The sequence below is a fragment of the Moorella glycerini genome, assembly GCF_009735625.1.
GTDB lineage: Bacteria > Bacillota > DSM-521 > Neomoorellales > Neomoorellaceae > Neomoorella > Neomoorella glycerini.
Map to the genome: position 1 here is coordinate 1,828,880 of NZ_CP046244.1, position 21,350 is coordinate 1,850,229.

A 21,350-nucleotide genomic window follows, 5' to 3' on the forward strand; every position below is an offset into this window, starting at 1 on the left:
TAATTACCTGGAGAGATAAAAGTATATACGAGGGAGCACCCTGGAGGTGTAAAGTTTGCGTCGGATCCTTCCCCTGTTGCCCCTGCGAGGGGTTATTGTTTTTCCTTACACGGTAATTCACCTGGATGTCGGGCGGGAGCGTTCGGTCAGTGCCATTGAGGAGGCCATGCTAAGGGACCGGGTTATTTTCCTGGCCATGCAAAAGGAGGCCCAGGATGACGATCCCGGGGAAGAAGATATTTATACTACCGGGACCATAGCTGAGATAAAGCAATTATTAAAATTACCCGGTGGCACCATTCGCATCCTGGTTGAGGGCATCCGGCGGGGAAAGATCAGGGAATATTTGAGCCATGATCCCTTCCTTAAAGTTGAAGTTGAGGAAGCCCCGGAGCCTACCGCAACTTCCAGCGAAATTGAAGCCCTCATGCGCTGCCTGATCGATGAATTTGAAACCTATGTCAAGATGTCCAAAAGAATCCCCCCGGAGACGGTGGTGGCCGTCGTTAGCCTGGAGGAACCGGGACGGCTGGCCGATGTGGTGGCTTCCCACCTTAACCTTAAACTGACGGATAAACAGGCCGTCCTGGAAGCAGTAGACATTAAAGAACGCCTGAATCTCCTGTGCGAAATCCTGGCCCGGGAAAAGGAAATCCTGGAACTGGAACGCAAGATCAACTTGCGCGTCCGCAAGCAGATGGAAAAGACCCAGAAGGAGTACTACCTGCGCGAGCAGATGAAAGCCATCCAGAAAGAGCTGGGGGAAAAAGATGAAAGGGCAGCCGAGGCCGAGGAACTGCGGCAGAAAATTGAAGCAGCCAGGCTGCCCAAAGACGTGCGGGAGCGGGCTTTAAAGGAAGTCGAACGCCTGGAAAAAATGCCGCCCATGGTGGCGGAGACAACGGTTGTTCGTAACTACCTGGATTGGCTTTTGGCCCTGCCGTGGAGCAAACAAACCCGGGACCGCCTGGATGTAAAGGTGGCCGAGCGCATCCTTGATGAGGATCACTATGGCTTAAAGGAAGTCAAGGACCGCATCCTGGAATACCTGGCCATCCGCCAGCTGGCTAAGAAAATGAAAGGCCCCATTATCTGCTTTGTCGGGCCGCCGGGGGTGGGCAAGACCTCCCTGGCTAAATCCATTGCCCGGGCCCTGCAACGCAAGTTTATACGCATTTCCCTGGGCGGTGTGCGGGACGAGGCCGAGATCCGGGGCCACCGGCGCACCTATGTGGGCGCCCTGCCGGGGCGGATAATCCAGGGCATGAAGCAGGCAGGTACCAGGAACCCGGTCTTTTTACTGGATGAAATTGATAAACTGAGCAGCGACTTTCGCGGTGACCCGGCTTCGGCCCTGCTGGAGGTTCTGGACCCGGAACAGAACCATATGTTCAGCGATCACTATATTGAAGCTCCCTTTGATCTCTCCAGGGTCATGTTTATTACCACGGCCAACGTCGAATACTCCATCCCGCGCCCGCTGCTCGACCGGATGGAGGTTATCCGCATCCCGGGTTATACCGAAGAGGAAAAGGTGAAAATCGCTGCTTTGCACTTATTGCCCAAACAAATCAAGGAACATGGCCTGAAAAAGGACCAGCTGGAAATATCGGAAAACGCCCTGCGCCGGATTGTAAGGGAATACACCCGCGAAGCCGGGGTGCGCAACCTGGAGCGGCAGCTTGCCACCATTTGCCGCAAGACGGCGCGGGATATTGTCAGCGGTAAAACTAAAGCAGTTAGAATAACCGCTGGCAATGTGGAAGAATACCTGGGTATACCCCGTTACCGGCACACGGAAGCCTTCCAGAATGAAATGGTAGGGGTGGCCAACGGTCTGGCCTGGACGGAAGTGGGCGGCGAGGTGCTCAATGTAGAAGTTTCCGTCATGAAGGGTAAGGGTAACCTTACCCTCACGGGGAAACTCGGTGATGTCATGAAAGAATCCGCCTACGCCGGCTTCAGCTATATCCGTTCCCGGGCCGACGCCTTAGGGCTGGAAGCAGACTTCCATGAAAAGCATGACCTGCACATTCACGTACCCGAGGGGGCCATCCCCAAAGACGGGCCTTCGGCGGGGATTACCATGGCCACGGCCATGGCCTCGGCTCTTATGGGGGTGCCGGTGAAGGGTGACCTGGCCATGACGGGCGAGATAACCCTGCGTGGCCGGGTGCTGCCGGTAGGCGGTATAAAAGAAAAGGTCCTGGCGGCCCACCGGGCCGGTGTCAAAAACATTATTCTCCCCCGGGAGAATGAAAAAAACCTGGAGGACATCCCGGCCAATATCCGGCGCAAGCTCAACTTCATCCTGGTGGAGCATATGGATGAAGTCTTGAGAGAATCCCTGCTTAGGAAAGAAGAATAACAGGTTAGTGTAAAATTACAGTAGGCAGGAGGAAAAAGGAGCAAAAAAGAGAAAAGAGACCTCACAAGAAGAAAAACACCGTAAAAGGAGTGAGGTCTCTTTATGGTAAACGGTAATACCAGTACCGCTACCATCTTTAGTTTATTAGATGGTATCGAGAATTTCAACACTCTAGAAGAAGTTATCCTGCAAATAGCCAGGCGATTATTGGTAGCCGTACTGGAAGCCCTGGATGATGCCCTTATGCCAGCAAAACCCAAGAGATATAGGATAGCTGGCTTCCGCTACCGCACAATCACCTGCCTGTACGGGGATATAACCTTTAAGCGCCGACTATATGTCAAAGCGACGCGCAAAAAGAAAAGAGGCGAGGGAAGGTTTCTGTTAGACGAAGCCCTGAACTTACGCCAAGGAAAGCGCCTGACAGGAAGACTGCTCAAATTAGCCGTATCGCTGGCAACCCGGTTACCCTTCAGGCAGGCAGCGGAAATAATGGCCGAAGCAGGGATGGGCCAATTAAGCCATATGACCATCCATAGCGAAGTAAAACGAAATGGACTGGAACAAAAAGGACTGCAAGAAGCCCTGCGCAACAAGCTATTCGTGAGCGGGGAAGAGCCCCAAGGCAAAAAGAAAAAAGTACCGGCACTATTTATCGAAGCCGATGGCATAATGATTCCCCTGCAAAGGAGCAAGCAAGAGCGGATAGAAGTAAAAGTAGGAATAGTATACGAAGGGTGGATAGAAAAAGGGAATGCCCGGCATCTCAAGAACCCGCGGGTAGTAATGGGCATCTATGAAGATGGAGAACAATTTTGGGAAGCCCTCACCACGGAAATAGCCAGGTACTACGAGATAGACGAAAAAACAATATATGTGGTCAATGGCGACGGAGCCAGCTGGATCCAGAAGACAGCCAAAGAACAGTTACCAGGAGCCATTGTACAATTGGACCGCTACCACCTCCACCGGGATATAAGGCAGGCTTATGGGAACGAAACAGCGCGAGGATTAATGGAGATTTTAGCCAAAGGTCAAGAGCAGGTCTTTTTGGACACCATGGAAGCACTCATAGAAGAAGCACCGAACCGCAAAAACAAGCAACAACGCCAAAAAGTATATGACTACTGTCAAAGATATCGCGATAACCTGTTAGATTACCGCTTGCGGTTACCACGACAACTGGAAGGGCTAAAGTTATACGGGATGGGCGTAGCCGAAACAACAGTAGACAAAAAAATAGCCATTCGCATGAAAAAGAGGGGAATGAGCTGGAGCGAAGCAGGAGCAACGGCCATGGTAGCATTACTTATGCTCAAAGCCAATGGAGAATTAGCCGCATGGCTAGAAAAGAAGATGCCACAAGTAGAAAAGAATCCCGTTAAAGTAATAAAAGAAAAGAAGATAGTTAAAGAAGACGTAGAAGCATGGTTAAGGAAGAGAGTACCAGCCCTTGTTGGCCCTGAGGCGGGAACAGATTGGGTTAAATATACCTTGAGGCAACTAACAAGAATTAGTGGAGCTATATTCTAACCCCTTTTCCGGCTTAATTAGAGCAGGCAGTAATTCGCGAAGCCTGTCAAGGTCGCCGTAGGCGGCCGCAGGCTTTAACCTTGACAGGCGCAGAGAATTACTGCACAATACTCCGGAGCCGGAAAAGGTGTTGGATATATATGGGATTTTTATGTGAGGTCTCTTTTTGCCTACTACATCTTGACACGTACGAATAACAGACAATACTTGACAGTAAGAGCCAGAAATCGGTAAGATAGTACGGTAGAGAGTGCCGTTATGGCTTATCTCCCCTCGTCCGTCCGGGCGGATGGGGGTTTTTTGTAGGTAAGGAGGCAAGCGTTTTGGCTGCGTTAGACAAGGTCTACGATCCCAAAGCCGTAGAAGAAAAATGGTACCAGTACTGGACTGAAGAAGGCTATTTCCGCGGTCCCCTGCCGGCAGCAGGCCAGCAACCCTTCAGCATAGTTATGCCCCCGCCCAACGTTACCGGCAGCCTGCACCTGGGCCACGCCCTGGACAATACCCTCCAGGACATCCTCACCCGCTGGCACCGCATGCGGGGGGATGCTACCCTCTGGGTGCCGGGTACCGACCATGCCGGCATAGCCACCCAGGCCCGGGTGGAAGAAGAGCTGGCCAAAGAGGGCTTGAGTAAATATGACCTGGGCCGGGAGAAGTTCCTGGAGCGCGTCTGGGCCTGGAAGCACGAGTATGGCAACCGCATTACCAGGCAACTGCGCCTCCTGGGCACCTCCTGCGACTGGAGCCGGGAGCGCTTTACCATGGATGAGGGCTGTTCCCGGGCCGTGCGCGAGGTCTTTGTCCGCCTCTACGAGAAGGGCCTTATTTACCGCGGCAGATATATTATCAACTGGTGCCCCCGCTGCCACACCACCATTTCCGATATCGAGGTGGAGCATGAAGAGGAAGCCGGCCGTCTCTGGTATATCCGCTATCCCTTTAAAGACGGCAGCGGCGGTATTACCGTGGCCACCACCCGGCCGGAAACTATGCTGGGCGATACGGCCGTAGCCGTGAACCCCGGGGACGAGCGTTACCAGGGGTTGATCGGGAAAACCCTGGTTCTCCCCCTGGTTAACCGGGAAATCCCCCTCATCGCCGATAACTACGTCGATCCTTCCTTTGGCACCGGCGCCGTCAAAATTACCCCGGCCCATGATCCCAATGACTTTGAAGTGGCGGCCCGGCATAACCTCCCCGCCATTACCGTTATCGGCAAGGAGGCGATGATGACGGCAGAGGCCGGTCCCTACGCGGGCATGGAACGTTACGCCTGCCGCCAGAGAATAGTTGAGGACCTGAAAAACAGGGGCTTCCTGGTTAAGGTGGAAGAGTACACCCATGCCGTGGGGCACTGTTATCGCTGCGGCACCGTGGTGGAGCCCCTGGTTTCACCCCAGTGGTTCGTGCGCATGGCTCCCCTGGCCGCGCCGGCCATCCAGGCGGCAAAAGAGGGTAAGGTTCGCTTTATCCCGGAGCGCTTCACGAAAATATACCTGAACTGGCTGGAGAATATCCGTGACTGGTGCATTTCCCGCCAGCTCTGGTGGGGCCACCGCATTCCCGTCTGGTACTGCCAGCAGTGCGGTGAAGAAATTTGCGCCGTAGCAGATCCTGAGGAGTGTCCTGCCTGCGGCAGTACGGCCCTGGAACAGGATCCCGATGTCCTGGATACATGGTTCAGTTCCGCCCTCTGGCCCTTTTCCACCCTGGGCTGGCCGGAAGATACCCCGGAACTGAAAACTTTCTATCCTACTTCCGTCCTGGTAACAGGCCGGGATATCATCTTTTTCTGGGTGGCCAGGATGCTTTTCATGGGCCTGGAGTTCATGGGCCAGGTGCCCTTCCGCGAGGTTCTTATCCACGGCCTCGTCCTGGATGCGCAAGGGCGGAAGATGAGTAAATCCCTGGGTAACGGCGTTGATCCCATGGAGGTAATCGAAAAATACGGGGCCGACTGCCTGCGCTTTATGCTGGTTACCGGCAATACGCCGGGGAACGACGTGCGTTTTCACCCCGAACGCCTGGAGGGCACCCGCAATTTCACCAATAAAATCTGGAATGCGGCCCGCTTTGCCCTCCTGAACCTGGAGGACTATAAACCTGTCCCCCTTGAGCCAAAAGATCTGGCCCTGCCCGACCGCTGGATTTTAAGCCGTTTAAACCGGCTTATTCGCGAGGTCACGGAGGGCCTCGAGGCCTATGAAATCGGCGAGGTGGCCCGGCTCCTATATGACTTTTTCTGGGGGGAATTTTGCGACTGGTATATTGAACTAATCAAACCCCGCCTGTACGGCAAGGAGCAAAAAGCCCGGCAGGTGGCCCAGGAAGTTCTGGTGGAAGTCCTGGGTCAAAGCCTCCAGCTCCTCCATCCCTATATGCCCTTTATTACCGAAGAAATATGGCAGCACTTACCGGGGAAAAGGGAGAGTATCATGATCAGCTCCTGGCCCCGGGCGTTGCCGGAGCGGGATGACCGGGAAGCGGAGAGGGCCATGGAATTACTTATGGCCGTCATCAGGGCCATCCGCAACCTGCGCAGCGAAATGAATGTACCCCCGGGACGGCCGGCCGGGGTCATCCTGGTAGCGGCATCAGGCGAAGACCGGCAGACTTTACAGGAGGCCTCCGGTTACCTGGAGGTGCTGGCGGCAGCCAGCCCGGTGCAGGTGAAGGCAGCTTTACCCCAGCCACCCGCCCGGGCGGCAACGGCGGTTACCGGCGGCGTACAGGTCTTCCTGCCCCTGGCCGGCCTCATTGACCTGGAAAAGGAACAGGCCCGCCTGGAGAGGGAACTGCAAAATACCCGGGCTGAGCTAGAAAAGGTGGAAAAGAAACTGGCCAGGATCGACTTCCGCACCAAGGCCCCGGCGGCCATTGTGGCCAAGGAAGAAGCCAGGGCAGCGGAATTAAAGAGCAAGGTAGCGGCTTTGAGCCAGCGCCTGAGCTTCCTCGAGGGTTAGGGGGCGAAGAGGTGGACTATAGAGAAGCGCTGGAATTTCTAAGACAGCTGACAAAGTTTGGCTATAATCTGGGCCTGGAGCGGATTAAAGAACTCACCCGCCGGTGCGGTTCGCCCCAGGAACGGTTGCGGTTTATCCATATTGGCGGGACCAACGGCAAGGGTTCGGTAGCCGCCATGGTTGCCAGTATCCTGGAGCAGGCCGGTTACCGGGTAGGTCTTTTTACTTCTCCCCACCTGCATTCCTATACCGAACGGATGCGGATAAACGGCGCGAGTATCCCCGCAGAACGCCTGGCAGCCCTCCTGACATGGTTTAAGCCGGTGCTAGAGGCCATGGTGGCCGCAGGTTATGAGCACCCTACGGAATTTGAAGTAAGTACGGCACTGGCCCTGAAATATTTTGCCGAGGAGGGTGTTGACCTGGCGGTCCTGGAGGTCGGCCTCGGGGGGGCCATTGATTCCACCAATGTTATTGCTTCGGCCCTGGTAAGTGTCATTACCAATGTGGGTATAGATCACATGCAATACCTGGGGAACAATATAGCTGCAATAGCCAGGGTCAAGGCCGGGATTATCAAGGAAGGCGGCATTGTGGTGACTGCGGCCCATCGCCCCGAGGCCCTGGAAGTAATCAGCCGCACCTGCCGGGAGAAGGGAGCCACCCTTTACCGCGTGGGCCGGGATGTCACCTGGCAGGAACGGCGGGTGTCCCTGGCCGGGGGTGAGTTTGACCTGCAGGGCCTGCTGGGAACTTATGAAGGCCTTAAAACCTCCCTGCTGGGCAGGCACCAGCTGGAAAATGCCGCCACAGCCGTCACGGTGGTCGAAGCGGCCGTGCGCCATCATGGCCTTGGGGTCACGGCGGGCCATATCCGCCATGGCCTGGCGCAGGCCTCCTGGCCGGGGCGGCTGGAAATTATGCACCGGGAGCCCATGGTAGTCATCGATGGCGCCCATAATGTCGACGGGGCTGGAAGTCTCCGCCGGGCCCTGGAAGAAATATTCTCCTACCGGCAGCTAATTCTGGTCCTGGGGATGCTGGCCGACAAAGAGCGCGAAAAGGTAGTGGCCGAGCTGGCCCCGAAGGCCGCAGCGGTAATTGTCACCCGGCCCAATAATCCCCGCGCCGGGGAGTGGCAGGCCCTGGCGGGCCTTGTGCGCCGGTATGTAGAACAGGTAGAAGTTATTGCAAGTATCCCTGAAGCCCTGAACCGCGCTTTGCATATTGCCGGGCCGTCTGACCTCATCTGTGTAACAGGATCATTGTACATGGTGGCAGACGCCAGAGAATGGCTCGAGAAGCTCAAAAAAGAGGATTTTACCTGCCGGTAGCGAATATCTTTAAAATATAACTTGTGCAAGGCCATATTTAGCCATCAAGGGGGCAGATTCAGGTGAAAACCCTCAAAATTCCAGAGGCCACCATTACCCGGCTTTCAGTTTATTCCCGCTACCTGGCCCAGGTCGACCGGCGGGGAGTGACAACCATCTCTTCAGGGGAAATAGCCGACGGCGTTGGTGTCAGCCCGGCCCAGGTACGCAAGGACCTGGCCTATTTTGGCGAATTCGGTACCCGTGGGGTGGGGTATAATGTAAAAGATCTTTACTGGCATATCATCAAGATCCTGGGCCTCAACACCACCTGGTCGGTGGTCATCATCGGTGCCGGCAACCTGGGTACGGCCCTCTCCATGTACGGTGGCTTTCGCGAGCGCGGTTTTAAAGTGGTAGGAATTTTTGACAATGCTCCCCATAAAATAGGCTACCGCTTGAACGGCGTTGAAATCTACCCCATGGAGCGCCTGCAGGAAATTATCGAACGGGAAAAGGCCCAGATCGCCATCATTGCCGTGCCGGCGGAGTATGCCCAGGACGTAGCTGACCAGCTGGTTGAGACAGGCATCCAGGGGATATTAAACTTTGCCCCCCGGGTGCTCAATGTACCGGAGCACATTGAACTCCGCAATGTTGACCTTTCCGTCAACCTGGAACTCCTCACCTTTAACCTGGCCTTCCGCCGGAGTATGAAGGTTGTGAGGTAACAAATAAAGGAAGAATTTCCTGGTGGAGAGATTAATTCTGGCTTCGGCCTCGCCGCGACGGCGTGAACTTTTGCAACGCATAGGTTTAAACTTCGACGTCCGCCCCAGCCAGGTGGATGAAAGTAACTTCAGGGACCTGCCGCCGGCGGCCAGGGTAGAGGCCCTGGCCCTGGCCAAGGCCCGGGCCGTGTCTGCTACATGTAAAGTGGGCCTGGTCATCGGTGCCGATACCATTGTCGTCTGCCAGGGGCAGGTTCTGGGTAAACCGGCCTCACCGGCAGAGGCGGCGGCGATGCTGGCCTTTTTAAGCGGCCGTACCCATACCGTTTATACCGGGGTGGCGGTAGTCAGGGCCCCGGGCGGCGATGCAAAGTTTACCCACGCCAGCACGGAAGTAACTTTTCGCCGGCTGACACCGGCTGTAATTTCCGCCTACGTAGCCACAGGGGAACCCCTGGATAAAGCCGGGGCTTACGGCATCCAGGAACGCGGCGCCCTGCTGGTAGAGGGGATAAAGGGTGATTACTTTAACGTCGTCGGCCTGCCCCTGGTCAAAGTAGTGGAGCTCCTGGAGGAGTTCGGCGTGAATGTGTGGGGAGGAACTGTATGAACGGGGGACAAGGAGCAGAGAAGGGGACGACCATTAAAGAGATGCCGGCCGATTTACGGCCCCGGGAAAGACTTTTGAGCGCCGGGCCCCAGGCCCTGTCCAACGCCGAGTTGCTGGCCATCCTCATCCGGACGGGCACCAGGACCGAGACGGCCATCGACGTGGCCCGGCGCCTGCTCTCCCGGCCCGAGGGACTCCAGTACCTGGCCGGTGCTTCCCTGGAAGAGCTGCAAAAAGAAAAAGGCATTGGCCTGGCCAAGGCAGCTGAGCTGAAAGCGGCCCTGGAACTTGGCCGGCGCCTGGCCGCCTTTACCCTTACCCGGGCGGTGATTAAGAACCCCTGGGATGTAGCCGGCCTGCTCATAGACGAAATGCGCTACCTGGACCGGGAAAATTTCCGTACCGTTTCCCTGAATACCAAAAACCAGGTGATTGGGATCGATAATGTCTCCGTAGGGAGCCTTAATTCTTCCCCGGCTCACCCCCGGGAGGTCTTTAAAGATCCCATCCGGCGCAGTGCGGCAGCTATTATCCTGGCCCATAATCACCCCAGCGGTGATCCTACCCCCAGCCAGGAAGACATCCAGGTTACCCGGCGCCTGGTGGAAGCCGGCCAGATCCTGGGGATCGAGGTGCTGGATCACCTGATTATCGGCGACGGTCGCTTTATTAGTTTTAAGGAACGAAATTTATTATAATGTATAGCTATATAAGATCATGCGCTAACGCGACACCATTTATATCCTGTTGCCCTTAAATTTGATCATGTACTATAATGGGTGCGAGTTAAGCAGGAAGGAGCTAAAGGTATGATCTTCGCCCGGGATCTGGGGATTGACCTGGGAACGGCCAATACCCTGGTGCATGTCCGCAACAAGGGCATTGTCCTGCGGGAACCATCGGTGGTCGCTATCCAGCGGGGAACAGGCCATGTCCTGGCCGTTGGTGAAGAAGCCAAGCGGATGATTGGCCGGACCCCTGGTAATATTGTCGCCATCCGTCCTTTAAAGGACGGGGTCATTGCTGATTTTGATGTTACCCAGAGCATGCTGCGGTACTTTATTGAGAAGTCCATTTCCAAGGGATTTTTAGTCCGGCCGCGGGTGGTAGTCGGTGTTCCTTCCGGCGTTACGGCCGTGGAAGCACGGGCCGTGAGGGAAGCTGCCTTCCAGGCCGGCGCCAAGGAAGCTTACCTGATTGAGGAACCCATGGCGGCTGCCATCGGTGCCGGGTTGCCGGTTTACGAGCCGACGGGCAATATGATTGTTGATATTGGCGGCGGTACCACCGAGGTAGCCGTTATCTCCCTGGGAGGTATTGTCACCAGCCGCTCCATTCGTATTGGCGGCGATGAAATGGATGAGGCCATTGCCCAGTATATCAAACGTACCTATAACCTGATGATTGGCGAGCGGACGGCGGAGGAGATCAAGATCGAGCTGGGGGCGGCCTTTTTTGGTGATACGGAAGAGGACCGCGCCCGCAAAGAACGTACCTATGCCGTTCGCGGCCGGGACCTGGTCACCGGCTTACCCAAGACCATTGAGATTGCGGCAACTGAAGTCCAGGAAGCCCTGGCGGAACCGGTGACTGCCATCCTGGAGGCCATTAAGGTCTGCCTGGAAAGGACTCCTCCCGAGCTGGCGGCCGACCTCATGGACCGGGGCATCGTCCTGGCCGGCGGCGGCTCCCTGCTCTGGGGCCTGGACCGCCTGGTGAGCCAGGAAACGGGCATGCCTGTGAATATGGCCGAAGACCCCTTAACGGCCGTGGCTGTAGGTACGGGTAAGGTCCTGGAAAATATTGAAGTCCTGAAACGGGTGCTCTTACCGGCGCAGCGATCAGGTTAAAGGGAGGGAGGAGCTTTGGGCCCTCATCGGCGGAAGCTCATGACCCCTCTCATCTTGCTGCTGGCTGCCTTAAGTATCTATGCCCTCATGCGCTGGACGGCCCGGGAACGGGGGCACTTAAGCATTTTAGAAGGTGGCCTCCGGGAGGCCCTGGCCCCGGCCGAAAGGGGTATTACCCTGGTAGTAGACAAAACCGGGGCGTGGCTGGCGGCAATCAGGGATTACAGCCGCCTCCAGGCCGAGAACCAGGCCTTGAAGCAAGAAATTGCTGCTTTAAAGGCGGCCAATATCCAGCTGGAAGAATACCGCCAGGAAAACAACCGCCTGCGCAATCTCCTTAAATTTACGGAAGTAAACCGCAACGCCTTTGAGTTTACCGTGGCCCCGGTCATCGGCCGCAATCCTTCCAACTGGTACCATACCCTTACCCTGGGTCTGGGTTCCAGGGCGGGATTGCAAAAAGATCAGGTGGTAGTTACCTCCCAGGGAGTGGTCGGCCGCATCATTGCCGTCACACCCCGGACGGCGGAAGTCCTGCTGATCCTGGACCGCGAAGGCGCCCTGGGCGGCATGGTCCAGGTTAACCGGACACCGGGCATCGTCGAGGGGAGCCCGGATTACGGCGGCTACCTGCAAATGATTCATATCGCCCGCGATGCCCCGGTAATGGAAAACCAGGTAGTCGTCACTTCCGGCCTGGGCGGTATTTTTCCCAAGGGTTTGCTCCTGGGAACGGTGGTCAAAGTTTTACCCGAGGCCGACGGGCTTATGAAACGGGCCATTATCCAACCGGCGGTAGACTTTGACCGGCTGGAAGAAGTCCTGGTCATTACCCGCATCAAGGGGGGTATTGAAGATGCAGTTCCTGGGGCTGGTGCTCCTGGGGCTGGCAGGACTTATCCTGGAGGCAACCCTGCTGCCGGCCCTTAAGATGGCAGGAGTTAAAGCCGACCTGTTAACTGTTATCCTGGTAATTTTCGCCTTTCTCAAAGGGGCGCCCCGGGGAGCTGCCCTGGGTTTTATCTACGGGCTGCTGGAGGATTTATACCTGGCTAAATTTCTGGGCCTCAATGCCCTGACCAGGATGGTTAGCGGGTACCTGGTGGGTTTAAGTAAGGATTGGTTGAATCAGGATAACCTCCTGGGACCAGGTATCCTCGCTTTTCTGGCTACCATTGGTCAGGGATTCTTATTTTTGTTAGTGGGGCATCTTGCCGGATTTAAATATCCCTGGCTGGCCGGGCTGCTGGCCGTTGTGCTGCCCACGGCTCTTTATAACGGCTGCCTGGCCCTGCTGGGGTATAGCTTTTATCAGGGGGGTGCAGCATGGGCGGCCAGGAAAAGGAAAATTGGAAGTTGAAACTATCCAGGCGCCTCAATGGCTACCTGGCAATCGTTATTTTTATCTTTATCCTCTTAACCTCCCGCCTGTTTTTTCTCCAGATTGTCAATGCCCAGGAATTCAGCAAGCAATCGGCCGAGAACCGCATCCGCATTAACCCCATTGAAGCCCGGCGGGGTGATATCCTGGATAGAAGCGGTCAGGTCCTGGCCACCAGCCAGCCGGTGTATGTTATTACCCTCCGCAGTATGCCCAACCAGGACCTGGATGCCGTCATTAATAACCTCTCCACCATACTGGAGGACCCGGAGCTGACGCCGGCGGCTATTAAAGATTTAATCAAGAACAACCCTTTCCGTTACCAGCCAACGGAGATCAAAAGGCTCCCGGCCAGTGATCCCCGGGCAATAGCCACGGTCACCAGGCTGGAGGAGCACCGCCAGGACCTGCCGGGGGTAAATATTAGTGAAGAGCCCCAGCGTTATTACCCCTACGGTCCCCTGGCCGGCCACCTCCTGGGTTACGTCGGCCAGATTACCCAGCAGGAACTGGAAGCCAGGAAAGAAGAAAATTACGGCCTCAACGATAAAATCGGCAAGAGCGGTATCGAAGCCTTTATGGAATACAGTAACGAGGGCGGCCGGGAAGTGGGACTGCGCGGCAAGAAGGGCGCCGAGCAGGTGGAGGTTGACGCCTATAACCGTAAAGTCCGGGACCTGATAACCTTGCCGCCCACCCCGGGCGATACCGTCCAGCTTACCATTGACGTGAAACTCCAGCAGACCCTGGAAAAGGCCATGGACCAGGTGATTGCGGCTACCAAGGAAAGGAACCCCAAAGCCGGCGGCGGGGCGGCAGTGGTCCTGGATGTCAAGAGCGGGGCGATACTTGCCCTGGCCAGCAAGCCGGATATGGATCCCAATGACTTTGTCAATGGCAATTACGCTAAGAAGCAGGGCTATTATAATGACCCGCGCCTGAAACCCCTGTTCAACCGGGCCATCCAGGGGGCTTACCCGCCAGGGTCCATCTTTAAACCCATAACCGCCCTGGCGGCCCTGGAATCCCAAGCCGTCAAACCGTCGGATACCATTTATGATGCCGGCCGTTACTGGAAACCGGGCGGCGTTAACTGCTGGGCCGTCCACGGTAATGTAAATTTATACCGGGCCATGGCCGTCTCCTGCAATACCTACTTCCAGTGGGCGGGGGATATGACCGGCATCGAGAAAATCGACGAGGTGGCGCGCCAGTTTGGCCTGGGAGAACCTACCGGGGCCATCGGTCTCCAGGGCGAAGCGAGGGGTATTCTACCATCGCCGGCGTGGAAAAAGGAAGTCTTTGCCCCTGTTTGGAACCGGTGGTTGCAGAACCAGGAGGCTGCCATTGAAAAGAAATATGCTGGACTCCTGGCCGGGGCCGGTCCCGAGGAAAAGAATAACCTCCTTAAACAAAAGGAAAGGGAGCTCAACCAGGTTAAAGCCCAGTACCAGATTAATTATAACTTTGACACTACCTGGCAGCCCTTTGATACCTTCCTGACCTCCATGGGCCAGGGAGCCAATAACTATACCATTATCCAGCTGGCCAATTATGTGGCCACCCTGGCCAACGGCGGTACCCGCTGGCGGCCTTACCTGGTGGCAAAGGTCATTGGTGCCGACGGTTCGTTAAAAAAACAGTACCAGCCCGAGGTAGCCGGCAAAGTGACCGTTTCGCCTGAGGTCATGGCCGAGGTGCGGCGAGCCATGCTGGAAGTGACCAGGTCCAGCGAAGGTACAGCAGGCTTTCTTTTCCGGGATTTCCCACCCAACATCCAGGTGGCAGCCAAAACCGGTACCGCCCAGACGGGCCTGGCCGGTGATGACAAAAATAGCGATTTCTATGGTACCTTTGTCGCCTTTGCCCCTTATGATGACCCCCAGATTGCCCTGGCGGTGGTAATCGAATACGCCCGGCACGGCGGCGATTCCGCCGGGGTGGTGGCCCGGGCAGTCCTGGCCCAGTATTTTGGTCTTACCGAGATCTTAAATAAGCCCTTTAACGGCGTTTCGGTGGAATAATGTCCACGAGTGTCTTTTTTTGCTGAGAAGATGGGGAAAAAAGACCCCATCTTTTTTCCTGCTGCGGCAGGATTTACCTCACCAGTGTAGAAAATTAATAAAGCCGAAGCGGATTCTGCCGCCCGGTACCAAGGAGGAGAAGAGGCGTGTTATCTTCAACGGGTGGTGACACCGGGGCAGGCACCCGAGAGGGGATAATGATATTGGCTGCCAGGGGGAAACCGGGGGCGGACAACCACACCTTTCTGGTCTGCCGGACGGTGCGTTCCGGCCAGAGGTACAAGTATCCAGGTAATGTGGTAATCATGGGCGACGTCCATCCCGGCGGGGAAATAGTGGCCAGCGGCCATGTCATTGTCATGGGCACCTTAAGGGGAGTAGTCCATGCCGGGGCTGAGGGCGATGAAAAGGCCGTGGTCATGGCCTTCCGGCTCCAGCCCACCCAGCTGCGGATTGCCGGCTACATTACCAGGGCTCCTGATGAGGAAGGCCAGAATGGTACGGGAGAACCAGAGATCGCCCGCGTCCAGGATGAAGCAGTCGTCATTGAAAAATACCAGCCCGGCGGTGAAAAGCGATGGCTAAGCAGGAGCATGATCCAGGAAGAGGAGGAACAAAATGGGTGAAGTGATTGTCATCACTTCCGGTAAAGGCGGGGTTGGCAAAACGACTACTACGGCCAACCTCGGTACCGGCCTGGCCAGTCTGGGGAAGAAGGTCGTTCTGGTTGATACGGATATCGGTTTAAGAAACCTGGATGTGGTCATGGGGCTGGAAAACCGGATTGTGTATGATCTTCTCGACGTCGTCGAGGGCCGTTGCCGTTTAAAGCAGGCTTTAATAAAAGATAAAAGGCTGGACAATCTGTACCTTTTACCGGCCAACCAGACCAGGGACAAGACGGCCGTCAGCCGCCAGCAGATGATCGACCTGATGGTCCAGTTACGCGAGGAATATGAATTTGTGTTGATTGACTGCCCGGCCGGCATCGAGATGGGCTTTAAAAATGCCATCGCCGGGGCGGAAAAGGCCCTGGTGGTTACCACACCGGAAGTTGCCGCCGTCCGGGATGCCGACCGCATTATCGGGCTCTTAGAAGCAGCCGAAATGGAAGCCCCGCGCTTGATTATCAATCGCCTGCGGCCGGATATGGTGCGCAAAGGCGATATGATGGATATCGAGGATATGCTGGAGATCCTGGCCATTGATCTCATCGGCGTCGTGCCGGAAGACGAGTATATTGTTATTTCCACCAACCGCGGCGAACCGGCTGTTCTGGACAGGCACTCCCGGGCCGGCCAGGCCTACCGCAATATCTCCCGCCGCCTTTTAGGAGAAGAAGTTCCCCTCTTGAACTGGGACGGCGGGAGTGGCTTCATGGCCAGGCTCCGTAAACTGATTGGCCTGGGCTAGGAAGGGGGCGCACGCGGGGTGTTAGAATTTTTACTGCGTTTTTTCGGGCGGGAAACTACGGCCAGCAAAAAAATTGCCAAGGAACGCCTGCGCCTGGTGCTGGTCCATGACCGGGCAGGTGTTTCCCCCCACCTGCTGGAAGCCCTGAAAAACGATTTAATCAACGTCATTTCTGAATACCTGGATATCGATACTACGGGGCTGGAGGTCAGCCTGAATCAGGAAAATGATTCCGTGGCCCTGGTGGCCAACATCCCCATCCTGAGGGTCAAGCGAACCTTTAAAACCAGCCCGGAGACGGCCGTTAAAGCGTGAAAGCATCCCCCGGATTTGCCGGGGGATTTCCTTTTACCGGCAAAGTTGCGCTATTTTGTTATAGCCCGGCCAGGTTGGCTGATATATAATATTGGCGGCGGTGAAAATTTGCCGGGACGTTAGGGTGGGGATATGTCCCCACCAGAAGGCACCAGGCGGTGTAAAAAATGCTTGAACGCAGGCTTTGGCGCAACCTCGATTATTATTTTGTGGGCAGCGTTATTGCCCTCTTGTTAATTAGCCTTGCTGTCCTCAGCAGCGCTGCGGCCAATGTGGCAACTGATCCCTATTACTATGTTAAAAAGCAACTGATATGGATCTTTATTGGCCTTTCCGGGTTAACCCTGGTGCTGCTGACTGATTACCAGCAACTAAAACGCTATCACTTGCCCCTGTATGTCCTGAATTTAATTTTACTGGCCGCCGTCATGCTCATTGGTCATGAAGCCAAGGGAGCCCAGCGCTGGATCAATCTCGGGCCTTTTCTCCTGCAGCCTTCCGAATTTGCCAAGACCATAACGGTCATTACCCTGGCCTGCTTTCTGGATAAACGCCAGGGCAAACTCAACCGCTGGCAGGATTTAATCTTACCCTTTACCTATGTAGCCGTGCCCATGCTGCTGATTTTAAAACAGCCCGACCTGGGTACGGCCCTGGTTTTGCTGGCCATCCTTTTCGGCATGTTGTATGTAGGAGGGGCCAACCCCAGGCTGTTATTATTAATCGCCGGCGGGGGCCTCCTCCTGGCGGGACTGGCCCTTTACGCCCACTTCCATTTTGGCCTGCCCCTGCCCCTGCAGGATTACCAGCTGCGCCGGCTGGTGGTAGTCCTCAATCCCTATAACGACGGCCAGGGCGGTACCGGTGCCGGCTACCATGTCATCCAGTCCCAAATTGCCATCGGCTCCGGTGGGTGGTGGGGGGTCGGCTTTCGCCAGGGTTCCCAGGTGCAGCTGCATTTCCTGCCGGAACACCATACCGACTTTATCTTCTCGGTAGTCGGGGAAGAGCTGGGCTTCGTCCGCACCGTAGGTATTCTCGCCCTTTATTTCCTGCTTATCTATCGCATGATCCGGATTGCTGCCCGGGCCAAGGATATGTTTGGCGCTTTGCTGGTGGGCGGCGTAGCCTCCATGTTTACCTTTCATATCCTGGTTAATGTGGGCATGACCACAGGTATTATGCCCGTGACGGGGATACCCCTGCCCCTCTTTAGCTACGGGGGGAGCGCTATGCTGGCCAATATGCTGGCCCTGGGGCTGGTGCTCAATGTTAACCTGCGCCGGCAAAAAATTCTTTTTTAGGGTTATGCCTATTGACAAGGGAGAACCCCTTGTGTATATTAATAATTGGCTGTTAGCACTTAACTGAGGTGAGTGCTAACAACTCCTAAATGCTGTGAAAGGAGGAGTTTTTATGCTCAAACCGCTTGCCGACCGGGTCGTTCTCAAGGTCCTGACCGGCGAAGAAAAAACCCAGGGGGGTATTGTTTTACCGGATACTGCCAAGGAAAAGCCCCAGGAAGGGGAAGTAGTGGCCGTCGGGCCGGGCAAGATCCTGGAAAACGGTACCCGGGTAGCGCCGGAAGTAAAGGTCGGTGACATAGTAGTTTTTGCCAAGTACAGTGGCACTGAAGTCAAGTACGAAGGCCAGGAATACCTGATTATCCGTGACAGCGATATCCTGGCTATTAAGGAAAAATAAAGGAATTTAAAGGAGGTAGGAAATCATGGCTGCCAAACAGCTGGCCTTTGATACGGAAGCCAGGCGCGCCCTGGAAAGAGGTGTCAGCGCTGTTGCCCAGGCGGTGAAAGTTACCCTGGGACCGAAGGGTCGCAATGTGGTCATAGAACGCAAGTTTGGTTCCCCGGTCATTACCAAGGACGGGGTTACCGTAGCTAAAGAAATTGAGCTGAAAGATCCCTATGAGAACATGGGTGCCCAGCTCTGCCGGGAAGTCGCTTCCAAGACCAATGATGTTGCCGGTGATGGGACAACCACTGCTACCGTCCTGGCCCAGGCCATTGTCATGGAAGGCTTGAAAAATGTGGCCGCCGGTGCCAATCCCGTTTTCATCAAGAAGGGCATTGACCGGGCTGTGGAAGCTGTGGTGGATGAAATTAAGAAGATGAGCATCCCGGTAGAATCCAAGGAAAGCATTGCCCATGTAGCCTCCATTGCCGCCAATGAGCGGGGGATTGGTGAGCTCATTGCCGATGCCATGGAGAAGGTTGGTAAAGACGGCGTCATCACGGTGGAAGAATCCAAAGGAACGGCCACTACCGTAGAAGTAGTGGAAGGTATGGAATTCGACCGCGGTTATGTATCGCCGTATTTTGTTACCAATGCCGAGGCCATGGAAGCCGAATTTGAAGAACCCTATCTACTTATCCATGAAAAGAAGATCTCGGCTATCAATGACCTGTTACCCCTGCTGGAAAAGGTAGTCCGGACGGGTAAACCCCTGGTCATCATTGCCGAGGATATTGAGGGCGAAGCCCTGGCCACCCTGGTGGTCAACAAGCTGCGCGGTACCCTGAACTGCGCTGCCGTCAAGGCCCCCGGCTTTGGCGACCGCCGTAAGGCGATGATGGAGGATATTGCCATCCTGACGGGCGGCACCTTTATTTCCGAGGACCTGGGTGTCAAGCTGGAGAATGTCGACCTCCACATGCTGGGCCGGGCCAAGAAGGTCAAGATTGCCAAGGAAAAGACCACCATTGTCGAGGGTTACGGCAAGAAAGAGGCCATTGACGGCCGCATTGCCCAGATTAAGAAGCAGATTGAAGAAACCGACTCCGATTACGACCGTGAGAAATTGCAGGAACGCCTGGCCAAGATGGCCGGCGGCGTAGCCGTCATCCGTGTCGGTGCGGCTACCGAAACCGAACTCAAGGAGAAAAAACACCGGGTGGAAGACGCCCTGGCAGCTACCCGGGCTGCCGTTGAGGAAGGCATAGTCCCCGGCGGCGGCGCCACCCTGGTCCACTGCATCCCGGCGGTGGAAAAACTCCAGGCCGAAGGCGATGAGGCCGTGGGCGTCCGGATCATCAAACGGGCCCTGGAAGAACCCCTGCGCCAGATCGCGGCCAACGCCGGCCTGGAAGGCTCGGTTATCGTGGAACGGGTGCGCAACGAAAAGCCCGGCATCGGCTTCGATGCCGTCACCGAGCAGTATGTTGACATGGTGAAAGCCGGTATCGTGGACCCGGCCAAGGTTACCCGCAGCGCCCTGCAGAATGCGGCCAGCATTGCTGCCATGCTGCTAACCACGGAAGCCCTGGTAGCCGAGATACCCAAGGAAGAAAAGACACCTCCCATGCCGCCCGGCGGTGGTATGGATTACTAAGGTAGAAAAGAGCCTGGAGGGGTGTTCTCCAGGCTCTTTTTATCTCCTGTTTCAAATATAAAAGCGGGTGAAAATTGCCGCCCGTAGAGATGCGGCTGCGGAAAGTGGGAATATATGGCGTAAATAACCTTAAATAACCCTTGCGTTAAGAATCTGCCAATAGTAGAATTATAAAAAACTTAACAGGGGAGCTCCTGTTAGGGGCTGAGAAAGGGCTAGTGAGCACCTGACCCGTTGACCTGATCAGGGTAATGCCTGCGGAGGGAGAGTGAACGTTTACGACCGGTGTACCTCCTAAAGGAGGCACACCGGTTTTTTATTGGGAGCAAAACATCTGAATTTACGGAGGTGTTGCCCCTGGCCTGGCTATATGTCATTACCAACCGCCGCCTGGCGGGTGCCAGGTCCCTGGTAGACCTGGCTGCCAAGCTGACCGGCGTCGATTACTTGCAGCTGCGGGAAAAGGATTTACCCGGCAGGGAGCTTTACCACCTGGCCCGGGATATAAAGCAGGCCCTGCCGCCGGGAACGCGGCTGCTGGTCAATGACCGCCTGGATGTGGCCCTGGCCGCCGGCGCCGACGGGGTGCACCTGGGCGAAAACTCCCTGCCAACGGCCGTGGCCCGCAGGCTTTTAGGGCCCGGCAAAATCGTGGGGGTTTCCGTGCACAGCGTGGCGGCCGCCCGGGAAGCGGAGCTGGCCGGCGCTGATTACCTGCTGTTCGGTCATGTATTCCCCACGGCTTCCAAGGAGGGAGTCCCCCCCAGGGGTCTGGGGCACTTGCGGGAAGTTGTGGCCAGTGTTGGTATACCAATTATCGCCCTGGGCGGCATCAATGCCGCCAGTGCTCCGCAGTGCCTTGCTGCCGGGGCCAGGGGCGTGGCCGTGATGTCAGCCGTTATGGCTGCTCCCGACCCGGCCCGGGCTGTAGCTGAATTAAAGCAGGCCCTAAGTAAGAGGTGAGTAGTGTAGTACCAGCCGGTACCAGCGAGTACATGAAAATACCGGGCTGGCATTTGTCGGAAGCGAGCGAGCTTCTACCGAGCGGCGAAGCGGCCCAGGCGAAGCCGAGGGATGATAAGCGGGGCCGAGGACAGCAAGGCCTTCGGCCGGATTCTAAAGGCAAGGATGCCGAATAGGCCGGGAACCCCGCCTTAAGCCCTGGCTGAGCCGTAGGCCGCCCAGAGAGGGCACAGGTAGCGAGCGAGACAATGCCAGCCTGCGACAGAGTTATTTCCGGGGAGGCAATATTATTATGCGCCTGAAGGTGAATGGCGAAGAGCGGGAAGTAGCAGCCGGGCTGACGGTTGCCGAACTGCTGCAAGAACTGGGGATCGAGAGCCGTTACCTGGCCCTGGAACGCAACCGCCGGGTTGTCCCCAGGCAGGATTACGCGACAACCGTTCTTGAGGAAGGTGATGAGCTGGAAATCATCCGCTTTGTAGGGGGAGGCTGAAAGAGGAAGTCGGAGGCAAGAGGTTGGAGGCCGGAATCTTT

General features: G+C 56.0%; 19 protein-coding genes and 1 riboswitch. All 19 genes read left to right on the top strand.

Annotated features, from left to right (window positions below):
- The first annotated feature begins 55 nt into the window (after positions 1-55).
- The 19 genes from lon (at position 56) to thiS (ending at position 21,309) form a co-directional block, all read left to right on the top strand.
- Complete coding sequence (gene lon / locus MGLY_RS08975; protein ID WP_156273167.1) at positions 56-2,368, top strand: endopeptidase La; 2,313 nt, start codon at positions 56-58, stop codon at positions 2,366-2,368.
- Between the two features lie 102 nt (positions 2,369-2,470).
- On the top strand, positions 2,471-3,901 hold the full coding sequence (locus tag MGLY_RS08980; protein ID WP_156272057.1) for an ISLre2 family transposase: 1,431 nt from the start codon (positions 2,471-2,473) through the stop codon (positions 3,899-3,901).
- Between the two features lie 323 nt (positions 3,902-4,224).
- Positions 4,225-6,867 (top strand): valine--tRNA ligase, encoded by a 2,643-nt coding sequence (locus MGLY_RS08985; protein WP_156273169.1) that lies wholly within the window; start codon positions 4,225-4,227, stop codon positions 6,865-6,867.
- Between the two features lie 11 nt (positions 6,868-6,878).
- Entirely contained in the window at positions 6,879-8,201 is a 1,323-nt protein-coding gene (locus tag MGLY_RS08990; protein WP_156273171.1) for a bifunctional folylpolyglutamate synthase/dihydrofolate synthase, read from the top strand.
- Positions 8,202-8,263: 62 nt separating this feature from the next.
- The gene (locus tag MGLY_RS08995) at positions 8,264-8,911 is read left to right on the top strand and encodes a redox-sensing transcriptional repressor Rex (protein WP_156273173.1); all 648 of its coding nucleotides are present in this window, start codon (positions 8,264-8,266) and stop codon (positions 8,909-8,911) included.
- A gap of 22 nt (positions 8,912-8,933) precedes the next feature.
- On the top strand, positions 8,934-9,521 hold the full coding sequence (locus tag MGLY_RS09000) for a Maf family protein (RefSeq protein WP_156273175.1): 588 nt from the start codon (positions 8,934-8,936) through the stop codon (positions 9,519-9,521).
- Complete coding sequence (radC, locus tag MGLY_RS09005) at positions 9,518-10,219, top strand: RadC family protein (protein WP_156273177.1); 702 nt, start codon at positions 9,518-9,520, stop codon at positions 10,217-10,219. The genes MGLY_RS09000 and radC overlap by 4 nt, the downstream gene beginning before the upstream one ends.
- 111 nt (positions 10,220-10,330) lie before the next feature.
- Positions 10,331-11,371, top strand: a complete 1,041-nt coding sequence (locus tag MGLY_RS09010; RefSeq protein ID WP_156276327.1) for a rod shape-determining protein — start codon at positions 10,331-10,333, stop codon at positions 11,369-11,371.
- Positions 11,372-11,386: 15 nt separating this feature from the next.
- Positions 11,387-12,301 (top strand): rod shape-determining protein MreC, encoded by a 915-nt coding sequence (gene mreC / locus MGLY_RS09015; RefSeq protein WP_170290997.1) that lies wholly within the window; start codon positions 11,387-11,389, stop codon positions 12,299-12,301.
- Positions 12,228-12,731, top strand: a complete 504-nt coding sequence (mreD, locus tag MGLY_RS09020; protein ID WP_156273178.1) for a rod shape-determining protein MreD — start codon at positions 12,228-12,230, stop codon at positions 12,729-12,731. The genes mreC and mreD overlap by 74 nt, the downstream gene beginning before the upstream one ends.
- The gene (mrdA, locus tag MGLY_RS09025; protein ID WP_156273179.1) at positions 12,698-14,776 is read left to right on the top strand and encodes a penicillin-binding protein 2; all 2,079 of its coding nucleotides are present in this window, start codon (positions 12,698-12,700) and stop codon (positions 14,774-14,776) included. Before mreD ends, mrdA begins: the two co-directional genes overlap by 34 nt.
- A gap of 146 nt (positions 14,777-14,922) precedes the next feature.
- A complete protein-coding gene (minC, locus tag MGLY_RS09030) occupies positions 14,923-15,402 on the top strand; it encodes a septum site-determining protein MinC (protein ID WP_156273181.1) in 480 nt (159 codons plus the stop codon).
- Positions 15,395-16,189 carry a septum site-determining protein MinD gene (minD, locus tag MGLY_RS09035; protein ID WP_156273183.1) on the top strand — a complete coding sequence of 265 codons (795 nt, stop codon included), beginning with the start codon at positions 15,395-15,397 and terminating at the stop codon, positions 16,187-16,189. Before minC ends, minD begins: the two co-directional genes overlap by 8 nt.
- Before the next feature lie 18 nt (positions 16,190-16,207).
- The gene (minE, locus tag MGLY_RS09040; protein ID WP_156273185.1) at positions 16,208-16,504 is read left to right on the top strand and encodes a cell division topological specificity factor MinE; all 297 of its coding nucleotides are present in this window, start codon (positions 16,208-16,210) and stop codon (positions 16,502-16,504) included.
- Positions 16,505-16,671: 167 nt separating this feature from the next.
- Positions 16,672-17,808: a rod shape-determining protein RodA gene (gene rodA, locus MGLY_RS09045; protein WP_156273187.1), complete on the top strand. Its 1,137-nt coding sequence runs from the start codon at positions 16,672-16,674 to the stop codon at positions 17,806-17,808.
- A 112-nt stretch (positions 17,809-17,920) separates the two neighbouring features.
- Positions 17,921-18,208 carry a co-chaperone GroES gene (gene groES / locus MGLY_RS09050; protein ID WP_054936265.1) on the top strand — a complete coding sequence of 96 codons (288 nt, stop codon included), beginning with the start codon at positions 17,921-17,923 and terminating at the stop codon, positions 18,206-18,208.
- 25 nt (positions 18,209-18,233) lie between these two features.
- Positions 18,234-19,853, top strand: coding sequence for a chaperonin GroEL (groL, locus tag MGLY_RS09055; protein WP_156273189.1), 1,620 nt, complete (start codon positions 18,234-18,236; stop codon positions 19,851-19,853).
- A gap of 174 nt (positions 19,854-20,027) precedes the next feature.
- A riboswitch (TPP riboswitch) is annotated at positions 20,028-20,138 on the top strand.
- Positions 20,139-20,201: 63 nt separating this feature from the next.
- The gene (gene thiE, locus MGLY_RS09060) at positions 20,202-20,816 is read left to right on the top strand and encodes a thiamine phosphate synthase (RefSeq protein ID WP_170290998.1); all 615 of its coding nucleotides are present in this window, start codon (positions 20,202-20,204) and stop codon (positions 20,814-20,816) included.
- A 292-nt stretch (positions 20,817-21,108) separates the two neighbouring features.
- Positions 21,109-21,309: a sulfur carrier protein ThiS gene (gene thiS / locus MGLY_RS09065; RefSeq protein ID WP_156273191.1), complete on the top strand. Its 201-nt coding sequence runs from the start codon at positions 21,109-21,111 to the stop codon at positions 21,307-21,309.
- Positions 21,310-21,350: the final 41 nt, after the last annotated feature.